The 16,162-nt window shown below is 57.0% G+C and carries 18 protein-coding genes; 3 read left to right on the forward strand and 15 right to left on the reverse strand.

Features of this window, described 5'->3' with window-relative positions; translation table 11 throughout:
• Positions 1 to 29: 29 nt before the first annotated feature.
• The 6 genes from WBR57_RS01485 to WBR57_RS01510 form a co-directional block, all read right to left on the reverse strand.
• Positions 30 to 2,066, reverse strand: a complete 2,037-nt coding sequence (locus WBR57_RS01485; protein ID WP_424081538.1) for a ClpP-like prohead protease/major capsid protein fusion protein — start codon at positions 2,064 to 2,066, stop codon at positions 30 to 32.
• A 25-nt stretch (positions 2,067 to 2,091) separates the two neighbouring features.
• A complete protein-coding gene (locus WBR57_RS01490; RefSeq protein WP_424081466.1) occupies positions 2,092 to 3,609 on the reverse strand; it encodes a phage portal protein in 1,518 nt (505 codons plus the stop codon).
• The gene (locus WBR57_RS01495; RefSeq protein ID WP_424081468.1) at positions 3,606 to 3,818 is read right to left on the reverse strand and encodes a primosomal replication protein PriB/PriC domain protein; all 213 of its coding nucleotides are present in this window, start codon (positions 3,816 to 3,818) and stop codon (positions 3,606 to 3,608) included. Before WBR57_RS01495 ends, WBR57_RS01490 begins: the two co-directional genes overlap by 4 nt.
• Entirely contained in the window at positions 3,809 to 5,872 is a 2,064-nt protein-coding gene (locus WBR57_RS01500) for a phage terminase large subunit family protein (protein ID WP_424081470.1), read from the reverse strand. Before WBR57_RS01500 ends, WBR57_RS01495 begins: the two co-directional genes overlap by 10 nt.
• Positions 5,835 to 6,389 carry a terminase small subunit gene (locus WBR57_RS01505; protein ID WP_046035594.1) on the reverse strand — a complete coding sequence of 185 codons (555 nt, stop codon included), beginning with the start codon at positions 6,387 to 6,389 and terminating at the stop codon, positions 5,835 to 5,837. Before WBR57_RS01505 ends, WBR57_RS01500 begins: the two co-directional genes overlap by 38 nt.
• 198 nt (positions 6,390 to 6,587) lie before the next feature.
• Positions 6,588 to 7,325, reverse strand: a complete 738-nt coding sequence (locus WBR57_RS01510; protein ID WP_424081473.1) for a hypothetical protein — start codon at positions 7,323 to 7,325, stop codon at positions 6,588 to 6,590.
• Between the two features lie 358 nt (positions 7,326 to 7,683).
• Between WBR57_RS01510 and WBR57_RS01515 the strand changes: the two genes are divergently transcribed.
• On the forward strand, positions 7,684 to 7,932 hold the full coding sequence (locus tag WBR57_RS01515; protein ID WP_424081475.1) for a hypothetical protein: 249 nt from the start codon (positions 7,684 to 7,686) through the stop codon (positions 7,930 to 7,932).
• Positions 7,933 to 7,961: 29 nt separating this feature from the next.
• On the opposite strand, the gene WBR57_RS01520 is transcribed toward WBR57_RS01515, so the two are convergent.
• The 9 genes from WBR57_RS01520 to WBR57_RS01560 all read right to left on the reverse strand — a co-directional run bounded on the left by WBR57_RS01520 (position 7,962) and on the right by WBR57_RS01560 (position 14,514).
• Positions 7,962 to 8,306, reverse strand: coding sequence for a phage holin family protein (locus WBR57_RS01520; RefSeq protein WP_424081477.1), 345 nt, complete (start codon positions 8,304 to 8,306; stop codon positions 7,962 to 7,964).
• 236 nt (positions 8,307 to 8,542) lie between these two features.
• Complete coding sequence (locus WBR57_RS01525) at positions 8,543 to 8,935, reverse strand: hypothetical protein (protein WP_424081479.1); 393 nt, start codon at positions 8,933 to 8,935, stop codon at positions 8,543 to 8,545.
• 164 nt (positions 8,936 to 9,099) lie between these two features.
• Positions 9,100 to 9,489, reverse strand: a complete 390-nt coding sequence (locus tag WBR57_RS01530) for an antiterminator Q family protein (RefSeq protein WP_424081481.1) — start codon at positions 9,487 to 9,489, stop codon at positions 9,100 to 9,102.
• A 296-nt stretch (positions 9,490 to 9,785) separates the two neighbouring features.
• Entirely contained in the window at positions 9,786 to 11,114 is a 1,329-nt protein-coding gene (locus tag WBR57_RS01535) for a tyrosine-type recombinase/integrase (protein WP_424081483.1), read from the reverse strand.
• On the reverse strand, positions 11,111 to 11,320 hold the full coding sequence (locus tag WBR57_RS01540) for a hypothetical protein (RefSeq protein ID WP_424081485.1): 210 nt from the start codon (positions 11,318 to 11,320) through the stop codon (positions 11,111 to 11,113). The genes WBR57_RS01535 and WBR57_RS01540 overlap by 4 nt, the downstream gene beginning before the upstream one ends.
• Positions 11,320 to 12,687 carry a replicative DNA helicase gene (dnaB, locus tag WBR57_RS01545; RefSeq protein WP_424081487.1) on the reverse strand — a complete coding sequence of 456 codons (1,368 nt, stop codon included), beginning with the start codon at positions 12,685 to 12,687 and terminating at the stop codon, positions 11,320 to 11,322. The genes WBR57_RS01540 and dnaB overlap by 1 nt, the downstream gene beginning before the upstream one ends.
• The gene (locus WBR57_RS01550; protein WP_424081489.1) at positions 12,680 to 13,387 is read right to left on the reverse strand and encodes a helix-turn-helix domain-containing protein; all 708 of its coding nucleotides are present in this window, start codon (positions 13,385 to 13,387) and stop codon (positions 12,680 to 12,682) included. The genes dnaB and WBR57_RS01550 overlap by 8 nt, the downstream gene beginning before the upstream one ends.
• 434 nt (positions 13,388 to 13,821) lie before the next feature.
• Positions 13,822 to 14,223: a hypothetical protein gene (locus WBR57_RS01555; protein WP_424081491.1), complete on the reverse strand. Its 402-nt coding sequence runs from the start codon at positions 14,221 to 14,223 to the stop codon at positions 13,822 to 13,824.
• An 84-nt stretch (positions 14,224 to 14,307) separates the two neighbouring features.
• Positions 14,308 to 14,514, reverse strand: a complete 207-nt coding sequence (locus tag WBR57_RS01560; protein WP_263273528.1) for a Cro/CI family transcriptional regulator — start codon at positions 14,512 to 14,514, stop codon at positions 14,308 to 14,310.
• A gap of 105 nt (positions 14,515 to 14,619) precedes the next feature.
• Between WBR57_RS01560 and WBR57_RS01565 the strand changes: the two genes are divergently transcribed.
• Entirely contained in the window at positions 14,620 to 15,399 is a 780-nt protein-coding gene (locus tag WBR57_RS01565; RefSeq protein WP_424081493.1) for a S24 family peptidase, read from the forward strand.
• A 379-nt stretch (positions 15,400 to 15,778) separates the two neighbouring features.
• Entirely contained in the window at positions 15,779 to 16,159 is a 381-nt protein-coding gene (locus WBR57_RS01570) for a LuxR C-terminal-related transcriptional regulator (RefSeq protein WP_424081495.1), read from the forward strand.
• Positions 16,160 to 16,162: the final 3 nt, after the last annotated feature.

Genomic DNA, 16,162 nt, shown 5'->3' on the forward strand with positions numbered 1-16,162 from the left:
CTTGGCGGGGTTCTCAGGGAACGCGGTTATTACTTACCGGCAGCGCCGTACAGGCCACGGTAGTCCGATGGCGCAACGCCGGCGTCAATACGTACCTTGCTGGCTACGCCGTCGACGCTGAAACCGTTTTGCTGCTCCACGTACGGGGTGTCAATACCGTTGAGGTAAGCCACTTCAATGGTGTCGCTGCCTTGCTTGGCAGCCATATACCAGGCCGTTGCCGACGCATCATCAAGACGCGGCTCACCGATCACTTTGGCAAAGCCGCGAATCGGGTTGATGATGCCAGAGTTAGCATCAGCGCCCGGCACAGAGGCCGAGTTGATGATTTGGTTGGCCTTGTCTTCCAGGGCAACCGGGGTCAGCACGTAGGCTGGGCGAATGTTCAAGGTGCGAGGTTTGCCACCGTCAACCTGGGTTTTTTGCGATGCCATCGCAGTCTTACCAGCGATCAAGCTGGCAATGGACAGCTCAGACGCCGGACCGGCTGCGTTGTTTTTGCGTGAAGCATCAAACAACGACTTACCGTCGCGCATCTTCGGCGGGCTGGTCAGTACCGCATAGACCAAATCGCCGATGGTCGCACGCGCTGCCTGGCCCATCTTGTAAGGCACATCACTCAACAACGACAGGTCGTCGTTGATGATCGCCTGACGGGTGATCGAAAACAGCTCGCCATAGGTGGCCAGCGTGATCGGCTCGCCGCGATCACTCAAGGTGATGTGCTTGTACTCGGCGCCCGGGCGCACTTCGCGCAAGCTCGGAAACTCGCCCAGGCCCACACGCGAAGAGGTTTTGAAGTCGCTCAACTGGCCTTTTTTGGTCCAGAGCTGGAACGTCTCCGGTGCTTCCTCCCAGCCCTGCAACACCGACTTGCCGGAGATATCCAGCAGAATCTGCCCAAAGTCGCTGGAGCTGTGAGTGAAGGCAAGGCCAACCATCTGCATCGGGTTGAGCGTGGCCACCAGAATGCCGCGCTCAGTCAGGGATGCCCGGGCCAGCTCGCGCATACTCATGTGGTTCAGACCGTTGCTGGCCTCGATTGCGGTGATACCGATACGCGCTTCCAGGGACGCACGCACAGAATCGCCAACCAGATTACCGTTGGAGATATGACCGTGCAGGCCTGGGATATTCGACGGCGTGGACTGCTCGCCCAACTTAGCCAACAGCTGCGCTCGGGCACTTTCAACAGTGCAGGCCATGTCAGCTACGCAAGCTTGCAACAGCTCAGCATGAGCCGTCGCAAAACCGCCGAAAGCGGCAGTGATGCCGGTACGGCGCACGCCTTCCTCGGCAATGACCTGGGCGCGAATCTGATCAGCCGACAAAGAATTTGCCGGAGCAGGTGCTGGAGCTGGAGCTGGAGCCGGGGCAGGTACTTGGTTACGCGGGTTCATCAGATTGTTAAAAGCGTCTGGCGGCATGTGTTCAAACTCCTGCATGCGTTTCGATTTGAGTTGTGCGGCAGCTACCAGCGGATCAATCAACTGATCAGCGAAGCCGGCTGCCACCGCCTCGCTGCCATCCATCCATGTTTCATCCTTCAACAGCGCGTGGATTTCTTCCGCGCTCTTGCCGGTCTTGCTGACGTAGGCCTGTACCAACGTCCCTTCAACCTTGTCGAGTAGGTCGGCATAGCGGCGCATGTCATCCGCATCGCCGCCCTGCGCACCCCAGGGCTTGTGGATCATCATCATTGCGTTGGTCGGCATGTACACCTTGTCGCCCGCCATCGCGATCACGCTGGCCATCGAAGCCGCCAGACCGTCGATGTACACATCTACGCGGGCCGGGTGGGCCTTGAGCGTGTTGTAAATCGCCATACCGGCGAAGACATCGCCACCGGGCGAGTGAATGCGCAGATTGATTTGTGACACGTCACCACAGGCGGCCAGATCCTGGGCAAACTGCTTGGCGGTGATACCCCATCCGCCGATCTCGTCATACAGCAGGATCTCGACACTACCGCGCGCCATGGCGCGCATTGAGTACCAACTCTCCACTGGCTGGTTTGCCGCCGTAATCACGGACGAAACCGACGACTGAACCGACGCCCTGGGCATCGTCAGCGCCGGCGCTTCACGCTTTCTATTTTTCGCTTGATAGGTCTGCATTGACGGTCACTTTCCCGTAGAACTTGTGATAGGCGTCGGAGCTGAACACCAGCCCTTTTGCTCGGTTGCTTTCGATTTCCGCCTGACGCGAACGCTTAAGCTCTTGCGGGTTTCGCCCACGCGCTCGGATCACTTCGGCCTCATCGGCAAAACCACCCTGTACCAGCGCATCCCAGGCGGTCGCCTCATGCACCGGGTTAATCCAGGGCATCACCGGCCCCTGATAAGCCGCGCCGTACACCGAATCCATATTTACGTCGCCTGGCGGCACAAGTACGCCGCTGACCAACGCCATTTCGATAAAGGCCCGGTAAACCTTGCGCGACCAGTAGTCGATGAATTCGTGCTGCAGCAGGTCGTAACCCAGTTGTGACTCCACCAGTTCCTGACGCTGGGCCGAGTAAGTGCCCGTGTAACTGCGCGTCGCCGTGGAGTAGCCAATGCGCGTACCCGCCGCAACCGCGCGCAACTGACCGTTGCGAAAACTCTCCACAAACTGGCTGGGCCGGTTGCTTTCGATCATCCCCACGTCTTCGCCGGGCAGAAGCCCGTCAAACACCATTCCCGGGGCAATCGGAATACTTCGGGCACCGGTGGCCTGGCCGTCCTTGCCGGCAGTCGTAGGCGCGACCACGTAGTCGTCGGTAGAGCCCTTCTTGATGAACATCGCCAGGGCCGCGCTGATACGGGCAGCAACGCGCTCGCTTTCTTCGTAGTCCTTGATGTCCGCCAAGCGCGTCAACACGGCGTGCAACAGAGGCTGGCCCCTGTTCTGCCCAATTCGCTTGCGGTACGCGATGTGCAACATCCGATCAGCCGGCACGAACTTGGTATCCACCGACATGCTGAAACCCAAGGCACTGCCGGGGTGACGTTTAAGCAGGTTGTATCCAACGACACGGCGCCAGGCGTCGCGTGTGATGCCCTGGCAAATCCCTTTCGATTCGTCGTTGTAGCTCCAGGGCAGGTAATCAGGCTCCAGCAACTCCAGGGTAAAAGGCACTTTGTGCAAGTGCTTGAAGTTGGGCACCTTGCCCAATAGCTGCTGAGCCAACGATTCGCCGTCGCGTAGCCAGGTGCGGCAAACCAGGCGTTCCATTTGTGCCCGGGTCAACTCCCCTGACGTTTCCGGCCGCAAGGACCACTCGGCCCACAGGTCTTTGATTTGCGCCGCGAACGCCAGGTTAATATTGCCGGCGTGATCCAGTGGCAACGGTTCCACCGCAATCCCGGCACCACCCACCACCCGCTCTTCCAACCGGTCGAAAATACCCGTCACCAGGTCATGGTCTTCGTCCAACTTTCGAGCCTGGCCGCGCAACGATTCAGCGTCGCGTTGCAACGAGCTGTCAGCGCTTCGCGTTTGTCGCTTCGCCTTGTGTGTACGCGTGACCTCGGCAGCCTCAAAGGCTTGAATGCCGCTACGTGCCGCCAGGCGCCGGAGCCCAGCGCCAGGGCTAACCGCCGCAATGCAGCGGTCGAGGAAATTCAACGGAACTCAGCCAGGGCATAACCCGGACTGCCTTGCGCGGCGTCGCGCTGGGCGTTAACCCGGCGCTCCCATTCGCGTCGACCTGCTTGGATTTGCGGCAGCTCGGCCATGGTGTGGGTGCGACCATTAAAAATGGTCGTTTTACCCAGCAGAATGGCGGCCTCTGCCTCCAGATACTTGTCTAGCATCTCCTGCGCGTTTATAGCCATCCGTTACTTTCCACGTTATGCCAGTCGCCAGGGGCGTCGGCTTGAGTTGATGGGGGCTCAGGCCGCGCCGACTCAATCGGCGGCTCTGATTCTTTTGGCTCATTCACGTCGGGCAATTCCGGCACCTCCCACGCGCCCGTGGCCGGAACGAACTGAGCTTCTAAGGCCAGCTGCTCCAGATCCAGGCCGAAGCGCTCCTGACTGATCCGCAGGGCGGCCAGCGCATACACAAAGCAGTCGAGGGCTTCATTGCGGCGGCGGCCGCTGGTCCAGCGCTGAACACGGCGGCCTTTGGAGACCACCCATTCTTTACGCTCGCTGGTCAGCTGCTTCATTTCGTCTTCGTCACACACCAGCTCGTTAAGGGGCAGGTGGATGCACTCAGGCACCGGGCGGTCGCCGTCCGGCTCGATTTTCAAGCGGCTGTAGATCAGCTCCTTGGCGTTGTCCGTGCCTACCTCAGTGAGGTAAACCCGGTCGCCCTTGGTCTTTTTCTTCGGGAAGGTGGCAATCTTCTTGCCGTAGGTCGCAGCGCCGAACACCGGGATAACCCAGGTGACGCCGTGCTTTTTACTTTCCTTCCGCACTTCGTCCGAGTAGTGGCCGCCGGAGTCCCAGCACCATCGCTCTACACGCATTAGCGTGCCGTCTACGCGGGTGAACTGGCGTCGTATTTCCTGGCCCACTTTCTTGCGCAGCTCAACGCTTGCAGGGTCACCGGTTAGCACCCAACGGTGAACCAGCCACGCTTCCTCACCGGCGCCGAAGGCCCAAACACGGCCCTCATAACGGTCATCCTGCGTGTCAATCCCGCCGAACAGCGCGACGCCCCGGGCGGGTACCTTCAGATAGTTGCTACGCCGTTTGGCCAGCACTTCCCATTCCAGTTTTTCGCCTTGGTCCTCTTCCCAGGCCTCGCCCAGGGTGGTGTTGATAAAGGTCTTGAGCTTCCCCCGGTCCTTGCCGACCTTCAGCCATTCGCTGACCACCGAAGCCCAAGTAACGAACTCGGAATACACGGTCCAGATGTGGAACGTGACAGATCGCGGCGTGGTGATCGGCTGATCATCAGCGGAAAACCACTCCATCCCGTCGCGGGTCCAAATACCTTGGCGCTCGCAGATGTAGCGACCAGCAACTGACGCCTGGATCATTTCGTGGTATTCGAACGTGCAACCGTTGCCGGACTCGCACAAGTACCAGGCTTTCTCTACCTGGCCGTATCCATCGAGACGCCAGCGCATGCCGTAAGGCTTGTCGAAGGCTCCCCATTTCAAATGCTGCTCTGTGCCGCAGCACGGACATTTGATGTTGAACCGCAGGAAGTGCGGTGATTCATCAGCCGCCCGACTGATTTGGCAGCCCTCCCCCACTGACTCGTCGTCCTCACCGCCGGCAACGATCACCCCAGGCGTTGACCCGCGAATCGACTTAGGGAACGTCGCACCTTCAAGGCGCTTATCCCCCAGCATCGTCGGGGAGCCCTCACCCTCGATATCAGCGTCGAACTTTGACAGTTCGTCGTAGATCACTTCATCAGGGCTTTTCTCCCGGTAGTTTCGCGCCGCCTTACCGCCCAGACACCAAAGCATTTTCGAGTTATCAAAACGCTTTTCGTCCAGGGTGTTATCCCGGTGCTTCACCCCATACCAGGACGCCAAAGCGCGCACTAGAGGAACGTCGCGGATCATCGTTTCGATGTGGCGCTTCATCATGGTGTCGGCGTCCGGATCGGTCGGGCACCAGGACAACACGTTGCGTTTCTTGTGCTGGATCTTGTAGCCCTTATTGGCTACCAGCATCTTGGTATAGCCAACCCGTGCGGACTTCAGCACGTTGACTACAGCGATCAGGTCATTGCCCATCGCATTAAGAATGGCAACCTGAAACGGCGCCGTGGTCCAGCGCCCCTCCTGATAGGACGACTCGGAGGACAGGTAAAAGTGCTTATCGGCCCACTCAACCGCCGTCAGTGGCGGTTCCTTGTAGAGACCGGTTAGGCCCTTACGGACGCTATCAATCAGCGCCCTCATCCAGGGCTTCGACGAACTCATCTAGAAGCTCCGGCAAGGTGTCGGCCAGGTTGACCGCTTCGTTCCGCGTAACGGCTATTTCACGTTGGATAGCCTCGATGTGACGCACCTCGATATCCGGGTGCTTGCGTTTCACTTTGATGTGAATGGTGTCCAGGGTTGAGCCGAGCATCGCGCTCAACTTGCCCAGGGCGAACAGGCAGAAATCCACCGGCACCAGCTTTTTGGCTTTCACCCGATTACGCATTTCTTGGGCGTCGGCTTGCTCAGTGGTCAACCGCAGTTTCTGCTGCGCTTGTTTGTACTCAATCAGCGGATCGATGGGTTGGCCGTCGTCATCGAGCGGTTGTTGTTTCTCGCCCTTGTGAACCAGCCGGTTATCCAGCACAGAACGCACGTCGTAAAACGACTCTCGGCCGATCTTGGCGATGGGCGTCACCCCCCATTTATCGAAGGCTTGCGTGGTAATCCCGAGGCTGTCCGCCATGCGCGACTTGTTCAGCCACTCGGGTTTACGGGTGATCGATTGATTAGCCATAACTACACAACAACCAACCTTTGAAAATGGGTCATATATAGCGAAGACGCGGGGCCCGAATTACCCCCATGAGGGGTGGGGGTCCGGGAGTACCTTTAGTTTTTCGTCCCGGCCTACCTGTCAAGCAAAAAAGTCGATGAAATCGAAGAAAAGGCCACTTTTTTCACCTTTTCTCTGACTTCCCGTCGACTATAGCCATCAACGAGCCGTAGCCATCGCTTCAGCCCAGGCGGTGGCTGCTTCAGCCTGATAGTTCGCGTTGACGATGTTCTGCCCGATCTTGAAGAACGGGAAAACGGTTCGATACCTGGGCGCTGACTCGCTGAAGATGAACACCGGCCGCACCGCATCGCCCATGCCCATCGACTTGCGCTCCCAAACACCCTGCGTGCCGTCAACATCACCCGAGAAAAAACGATGGGCGTTGCCCTTGCGCCGACTTCGGGCACTGCCACTGGCGTTTGCCTGATAGCCCCGCGTCGACTCAGCAGCACCTAGGCCCGAAAGGATCTTCAGCATCGTGCCGCGTGACACGTTGCCGTACTGATTCATAAAAGCCGTGGTGGGCACGGCGTATTGGCCACTGCGCATGATGCCGCGTGCAATCAACGATTTCTCAAAACGCTTGTGAGGCCGCAGTCCACCACTCACCGCCTGCTGAAGGTAAGTGTCGGCAGGAATGCCCGACGCCCATGAGTCTTTGAAGTAGACCTCAGCGGCTCGCGCTTTGGTGGCCATTTTTACGAACAGGCTGTTCAGCGTGGTCGGGGTGGGCCGGTCCAGGCGTTTCTGCATTACCGTGATGGTGCCCTTCTTGACCCGCTGGGCCAGTAAGGTCGCGGTGCGAGCCATCACAAATGGAATGTGCTTTTTCTCTAGCTCCCGCATACCCGCAGAAACAGGGAACGCGTCCAGCGACATGTCGACCTTGAACATCGTCTCCCCTTGTTCTATCTATCTACTGACCGTTAACGGCATGACCTAAAGCCGCGTCCATAGCGCCGGCATCAGGAGCCAAAAATCACCTACGTTATCTATCCGGCCTCGCGCAGCGCTGGAAGCTTGGACGCGCGGTTTGCAGCCGCCTTCGTGGCGAGGGTGAGAGCCCATAAGATTGCGGCAGAAGGCATCGCTCAAGGCGGCATACAGCCTTACCTGGATAGGCCGCAACTTGGCGGTCGTACAGCTATTGAAAAATTCTATAGGTTTGTTACAACCGTTCGTCGTACAAACTCGTTTCACTTAAGCACCCGCCGACATAATGAATAATCCGGGGCAAAGGTTGGTACACACCATGAACGTAGAAAAAATCAAGAGCGATTTAGACAAGGTCGCTACCAACTATCGACTGCTTGCTGAAGCAGTGATGCAAATAAGGGACACGCCGCTTGTACACGACCCAGACTTCATCAAAATTCTTGAAGAACTCAGGGATGCTATGGCGATCTATAGAGAACAAATTCGTTTACTAAGCGAGTGCACCGCTAGGCGCGAAAATATTGCTGGACGATCAAGGCCGGTATTGCATTTGGTGAAACGCTAAAGCGCTCTGACACGAGTTGTTTTCCGGAACTATTGACCGCCATTTATGCCACCTGAAGTTGAGCCGCTAACGCCCGCCTTGCGTGCCAAAAATTGCGTGTATAGGCCTCCGGCAACGTCTGCCCCTATCACGGCGATCACGATGCCCAAGCCGGCTGCGAGGTAAAGGTTGTTCCAAAGGGCCATTGCGAGCAGCAGCGTAGCCATACCCAGCAGGCCCGAAGCGAGAAAGCGCAGTGCTACTCGCTGAAGGATCTGGCGAAGCCCCAAGTCACTACCTGATGCGCGAAGCATTTCTCCAGACAAACCGGCGAGGCTCAGCAGAACCAACAACCATAGAGGTACATCGGTCAATGCCTGATGCTCGGAGTTCATCTTGAGTCCTCAAATAGGTCGGCCTCCACGTCGCCGGCATCCGCTTTAGGCAAGGAGACAGTCGTGGGGCCGAAAACAAAAAATCCCCACTGAATCGCAGGGCTTGAAAATAGGAACAAAAAAACCCGGCTCAGTGGCCGGGTTTTTGAGGCGTCTCGCTGCGTTCACAGCAACACACGCTGCTATAAAAACAAATCTATTCCGTGCGGAAAAGGTAATTTTTAATATTCGCTTATTCAATAGGGGTAAGGGATATTATCTAACCAATTCCGAAGCTGCTTTTTGCCAAAATGTCCTTTGACAGGAGAGTAGTGAGCGGCAGATGCGGCAGGTAAAGGACCGCTACCAAAGCCAGTTTTAGGATTGTAGCCCGCCGAAGAATCTGTATCGATCGTAAAACGAGTCAACACAACGGAAGAGTGATTAGTGAGGAAGGCACGAAATAACATCATTGCCGGAACAACATGATTGAGCCAGTCCTCAACGGGCTGATCGTCTGTTCCTAGTCGTGGATACCGATAAGCCGTCCCGCCTAAATTCTCCCAACCGAAGCGTTCAAACATCGACTTCAAGCGCGAGTGGTCGTTACGTTTATAATTTTTAAGATCGAAGGTGATTACGACTGCCATTTTACGTCCCTGCAAAAATATTTATTGTTGGGAAAAATCGATCACAGCATTTGGCGTGAGAGGGGCATTCCACTTCCCACCGGGTAAAGCTACCTGTGAAGGTAGCTTTACACCGACGATACGCAAGCTCGACCTTAGTATAGGATTCCACAGAATTGAATCAGCTATGCGGCATCTCGCTTGTGACTGAGCGCGCAATCGACCCAAGCAGCGCCTGCCCGGGCCAACTCACGCGCTTTTCCTTCACTGAGTCCGAAATGCTTCCCCACCCGCAACATTGGCCATTTTTCGCCGTAGTACAACCAAAGTACATCGCCCATCTGCTGATCCCGGTGAGTGAGCTTCGCCACAGCATTATCGATAGCTACGGCCCAATCGTCCGTTATGCAGTAATTTCTACTAGCTGATACCTGTGCTACCGCCTGCCTCATCAGCGCCAAAGTTGGAGACGTATAACCAGGCACCCCCATTCCGTCCATTCTCCACCATCCCCACTGTTCAAGCAGGTATTCGGTATCCCCCAATGGCCGGCCAGCCGGCTTACGAATCATCATGCTCTCAATCCCCTGTGTAATTTGTTCCGCCTGCTCCCAGACGGTTTGGTTGCTCGTAATGGCTCTGCGGCCCTGTCGGTGTTGGAGGCGCCTTTAATGCCAAAACTTCACCCTGTGCCCGCTGCAATTTGAAACTCAATTGGGTTACCAGCTCGTCTACTGAAAGCACCAACTTCGTCCCTTGAACAACCCAACCTGAACCATTGCAATCCGTGCAAACCAACTCATAAAACACCCCGGCTACTACCGCTTTACCCTTGCAGATCGAGCAGGGTTCAAGCTCGATCCGTTGCCGCTTAAAGCCAGGCCCCTTTCGTTTCTGCACGCTTTAAAACCTCGCCCTTAACAAATTGTGGTTCTGGCTCGCAGGCCCCGCCGTTCAAGGCGCCTACGAGGTTTTGCGAATCTTCATATCTAACGCCTGTCTGCTCGTGAATCGCCTTGAAGCCACGTTCATCTAACCAGTCATGCCACTTCACCAATGCCAGGCGGCGCTGCTCTTTGGCCTGGGTGTTGATGTAGGTGGAGGCGATTTTGCCCAGCGAGTGGTTGAGCAGCATCTCGCCGATATGTCCGTCGACGCCGAGGTCAGTCCAGGCGGTGCGGGCCACCTTGCGCAAGTCGTGACTGGTCCAGGCGCCCTGCCCTAACCGGGTGAACACGGCACTGGCTTGGTTATCACTCAGCGGCTTGCCACGGCGCGACGGGAACAGGAAAGCCCCCTCATATCCCTGGGCGGCCTGGCGGTCACGGTAACGACGCAGCAGCCCGCACACCTGATCGGTCAGCGGCACGCGCAGCTCAGTCTTCGTCTTGGTGTGCTCGGCCGGCAGGAACCACTCGCGCTCTGTCAGCGCAATGTCGGCCCAACGGGCCTGACGGGTCTCGCCGATCCGGGTGCCGTGGCACAGCATCATCAAGGCCAGCACGGCGTCACCCGGTGCACTGTCGAAGCGCTCAGCCAGCAGTGCCACCAACTCAGGCAACTGAACATCACGCAGGCGTGCGGCCTTAGGCTGGATGCGCGCCGTGGTGAAGTTGCTGAACTTGAGCTCGGCCATCGGATTTAAGGGGATCAGGTCCAGTTTGCGCGCCTGGCGGAAGGCCATGACGACGAGACGAAACAGCTGCTGCACATACGACAGCGACAGTTCGGCCTGGGCCGGCCACATCAACAGCTTGTCCAAGGTCTGGGCGTTGACGTCGTTGAGCAGCAGATCATTCAGTCGCGGCTTGAGCTGGCAACTGATCGCAGACTTGATAGCAGCACGGCGCTTCTCGGACAGTGCCCGCGACTTGGCCATGCGCTCACCGAACCAGTCGAGCAGCTCACCCACGGTCAGCCAGCCCGAGACACTGGCCGCGCCGTCAGCCGCCACACGCAGGCGCACCGCCGGCAGCGCCGCGACCACCTGCTTGCTGCTCAGGTCGGGGAAGTGCCCGATAAGGTGCCATTGGCGCTTGTGGAGCAAGTACCAAGAGCCACGCGTGCGGTTCTTCGCAAATCGAAAATGCAGCGCCGGGTGACTGGCGTCCCGAAGGTCGCGCACATGTTCAAGCTTGGCATTGCGCGCGATCTCGGCATCCGACAGCTTCACCGTGAGGGTTTGGATTTGCGTATTCAAAACGTGCCCTCCTCTGGATCAAGAAGGTCGACAACCTCATACGTAGACGGCCACATCGAACCACCGTATCGAATGGCCATGGCCTTATCGAAAAACAGCGCCAGTGCATGGTCTGGCGTGCTCCCCAGTTCTATCTTGGAGGAGCAGCAAAACACCGCGTAGCGGTATAACTTAGGAGCGGGAACGGCAAGGCGTGATTCAGCCATCAGAATTTTTCCTTGTTGTAGCGATCAGCCATGCTGGTGACTTTTGTTGGTTTGAAAGGCTCAACCCAGCCAGCCGCGAGCTGTTCGAATCGGCTGTACTGACCCAGGAAGGCGGCGCGGACCGTGCCACCGGCGATATCTCGGCCTTTGCCAATGATGATTTCGGCAATGCCCTTCGCTTCGGAGTGTTCGTGGTAGACCTCGTCGCGATACACGAACAGGATGATGTCGGCGTCTTGCTCAATGGCGCCGGATTCGCGCAGGTCAGAACAAAGCGGGCGTTTGTTCGGACGCTCTTCGCATTTGCGGGAGAGCTGGCTGAGCAGAATCACCGGGACACCCAGCTCGCGAGCCATAAGCTTCGCGGTGCGCGTCATGTGGCTGACTTCCTGCTCACGGCTGGACGTGCGCGAGTCGGACTCCACCAATTGCAGGTAGTCGATGACAATGAGGTCCAAGCCATACCGACGCTTATGGCGGCGAGCGGCCGAGCGCAGTCGATTCATCGACATCGACGCGCGATCCGACAGGAACAGGTTCGACTTTTTGAGCTTGCCGGCGGCACTCATCAGCTCGGCGCCGTGGGTGTTTGGGGCCTTGCCATTTTTGATCAACTGCAAAGGCACACGCCCTTCGGACGCCATGAAGCGATCCATCAGGCCCGTGTTATCCATTTCCAGGCTGAACGCCATCACGCTTTTGCCATCACGGATAGCCGCGTGAGACGCGATATTCATGGCGAGCGTGGTTTTGCCCATGGCCGGGCGGCCAGCAATGATGATCAGTTGGCCAGGCTTGAGGCCTTGCAGCTTCTCGTCCAAATCAGGAATACCCGTGGACAAGCCGTCAATTTCATCGCCTCGATCCGCCCGAGCTTGTAGCACCTCGATGTAGTCGTTGAGGAAGTCCTCAGCCTTGACCACCTCGGATGTTGCCGACTGGCTGTCGATGGCGTGGGACTCAGCCTGTACCGCTGCGACCTTGTCAGCCGCTGGCTGGTCCCCGTAGGCGATGTCATTGATCCGCACGCTCAGTTCGATGATCGACCTATCCAGGCTTCGCTCACGAACAGTTGCGGCGTAGGAAGCGGCGTTTGCAACACTGGGCGTATTGCGGGCAATTTCTGCGGCGTAGGCAAACGAACTCGCACCACCAGGCAGATCACCCACATAAACCCCGACCGTCACGATGTCGACGGGATGACCATCACCGTGCAAGGCCAAAATCCCGCGATACAGCTCAGCGTTGTCCTCGTAGTAAAAGTCCTCGGGCACCAGGTCGGCGGCCAGTACGTCAATCAGCTCAGGGCGTAGGAACATCGCCCCCAGCACACCGTGTTCGGCTTCCAGGCTGTAGGGATCACGCATTGTAATTGCCCTCAACGACCTTCACGAAGTTGCTCGGGGCAATCAGCCAATCGAAGTTGCAGCGGAAAGGGTTACCGCCAGAAGCCGAGACCTTGCCCATCAGAAACTCGCTGGAGCGCACCAGGGCGAAGTACTCGGCCCAGAAACTGAGATCCTGATGAACATCGCTTTCGTTCCAACGTGCGCTGACCTTTGCAATCCGATCCTTGGTCAACAACATGACCCGGGGAAACTCCGGGATCGTTGCGTTGAACAAATCGACGATTGCCTGGGTTGGGCATTTCGGCTTCGAAATTTTCGTTGTTTGCTCGGCGCCAACAAGAGGTGATGGTTCACTTGATGGTTCTATTACGGTTCTGGGTGCGGCTGCTGCGGGGGTTTGTGCCGTGAGCTGCGGGGGTGGTGGTGCATCTGCTGCGGGGTGCGCCGCCTGCGGGGGTGCATAAGATGCGGGGGTTAGGGTGTAAATCGTCGAACGGCCCATCCGTTCCCGGACAGACAAAATGCCCACTTGACCGAGCCACTTTATGGCGGCCTGAACAGTCCTTTCTGCGAGGCATGTCCGCTCAGAGATGCGAGCGACCGAAGGCCAGCAGACACCCTCGTCGTTTGCATTATCAGCCAGCGAAATCAGTACAGCCTTTTGCGGGCCGCTCATGCCTTGCAACGGCCAGCACAGGCTCATGATGATGGTACTCATGCAGGAACATCCTGGGCAGGAGCCAGGGACGCCTTCAAGTAATCGAGGCACTCCCGGCGGAATTGAGACTTGTAAGCACGCGAATACTGGCCGCTGATCATCAGGGCAGCATTCATCGCTGCGGATTGATTGGTGACTGCGTGTCGAGACGCCTTTTCGGACTCGCCGGGAAGTGTCGCGACATCGCCAGTACTATTGACTGGGGGGGTGTTTCTGATCATTATTGACCTCGCTAAAACGCTGTACTAAACCGCCCTGCCAGGCGGTTTTTTTATGCCTGCAACTCAGGCGATATGGGGGCGACGCATCCGTGGTAGCTTTTTGCTTCCGAACGAAAAGGCCTGGGAGGCCGGACATGACAAATGAAAGAATTCCAACGATCAGTCGCGAGAGGCTCCTGAAAGAGCTAAGTGAACTGCCTGAGGGCGCTGAAATTAGCTTTTCAGGGCTACGTTTTGTTCAGTTCCGGCAATCCCTTCAGAACCCTCCAAGATTTCAGATCGTGTTCGATCCACAGGTGTACCGAACGGCGGCAGGCGAAGTGGTGGTTGATAACCCTGAATGAAGTGATACGCGATCTGGCATGCCTCCTCGGCAGAGCGAGCGGGCCCTGTCGAAACAACTTTGCCGCCAACTCGAACAAGCACACCAAGCCCATCAAGATCTGACGAGATCAAAACGGTAATACGGCGCTGTCCACGCAAGGCCTCGGCCTTGGCATACAGCGCCTTTGCTTGAGTTTCCAAACGTTCAGCCTCATAGATGGCCATCACGTAACCGCCTGCCTGAACGTCATTAGCACCTACTACTGTCACGCCCTCGCTTTGCTTGCCCATCTCTATTCCCTTCCTATGTACTGTATGAATTAACAGCTGATACGTACTCGCTTCCGGACATGAGCAAATCACCAGATAATTGCGTCAATCGACGACTGCAAGCCTCGCGGCCTGAGAAGGAAACGGACGCAATTCTGTAGCCCTGCATGTTCCGTCAGGATTCTCAATGACTCGGATATCCCTTCCAGCCGATATGGCTTTGTGAATAGCCGGCGGTGACACTCGGAGCTGCCGCGCGGCTTCTGACTGCCCTTTTCTGGCCACAAACTCATCGAGCGAGCTTTCTTTCATGGTCGTGCCTCGAATTTCCTATGGGGCGATATTAACCATCTGTTAATTTTTATTCAATACCGATGGTTTCTTCCAGCTGTTAACCAATGGTTATAGATTGAGCGCATGACGAAGAAGCGAATCCTCCCGCCCGATAGGCTTGCCGAGTGCATTGCCGCTCACGAACTTTTCTTGGCAAAGAAAAACGAACTGAAACTTAGTCAGCGAAAAATCGCGGATGCGGCGGGAATGACACCTTCCGCTGTGAACCTGTATTTCAAAGGTATCAATCCACTAAACGCTCAGTTTGCAGCCGTACTATCTGAGCAACTGCAAGTGCCGGTTGAGCGATTTAGCCCAAGGCTTGCGGAGGAAATTGATAAGCTCACCAGGGCTTCACCAGAGCGCCCCGCCGTGGAGAGCAACGCGGTTTTGCTAGGTCCAATGGATGTTTGGGACGACGACACGCCACTGGATGATGATGAGGTCTACGTGCCATTCCTTAAGGAAGTGGAGCTGTCCGCAGGAACTGGAAGGACCGCAATCGAGCGATCCCCAAAACAGAAACTGCGATTCGGAAAGAAGACACTGCGGCGCCAGGGCGTGCAGCCTTCAGAAGCCGTTTGCGTAACGGTAGCGGGCAATAGCATGGAGCCAGTGCTGCCTGATGGAAGCACCGTAGGCGTAGATCGAGGGACAACATCCATCATTGACGGGAAGATGTACGCGCTAGATCACGGTGGACAGCTACGAGTCAAAACCCTCTATCGCCTCCCTGGCGGCGGGATAAGAATGCGAAGCTTCAACCGCGATGAGCACCCGGACGAGGAATATACGCAGACAGACATGCTTAATAACGAAATCGCGGTACTTGGAAGAGTCTTCTGGTCGTCTGCCCTTTGGTGATAATTCCCGGACACTAAAAATCCCGCCCTCGAGCGGGATTTTTTTTGCTCAAAACAAATTAATTAACCATCGGTATTGACCAAATTAATAAACCGATGGTTAACTGTTCGTCGTCGCCGGATAACAACCGGCCAGATGGAAGGCAGCGATGGACCGGCCTCAACGGTTCAGAGGGTTGGCAACTGACCCGGGCGCGCAGCGTAAAGCGCCAAGACGAGTTATCCAGCGGGAGAACAAGCCGAAAGGCCCGCGGCTGGACAAACAACTTGATGGGGCCGGTGACCAACGCCAGTAGCGGGAAGCCGGCAAGCGACACCAGAAGATTTCACTTCTGCACCTGGTGACGGATGCAGCGGGAAAACAACCGGGAGTCACAGCGATGAGCGAAATCATCAACGGCGCATGGAAGGGTCACCTCGGTAGAGGCCTTGCGCCCAAAGAGCTTCAGTACCTATTGGCCGCCGCCCAGGGCATGACGGCCAAAGAGATTGCCCGCCAGTTCGACGTGGCAGCCTGCACTGTAGCGAAGCGCCTTTCCTGCGCCATGTTCAAGCTCGGCGTTACCCGCCAGACCGCCATGATTGCCGAGGCTATGCGCCGCCAGATCATCTCGCCCATGTGCTTCGTGTTGGCGGCGCTGATCGCCATGCACGCAATGACCGGTGACGAGTCAATGCGTCGTGACCGCCGGGTGCCAGAACGCCGTACGGCAGAAGTCAGGATGGTACGCCGCGCCGAACAACCGATGCTGCTCGCTTAACTC

It is taken from the genome of Pseudomonas sp., assembly GCF_049590575.1.
Classification (GTDB): Bacteria; Pseudomonadota; Gammaproteobacteria; order Pseudomonadales; family Pseudomonadaceae; genus Aquipseudomonas.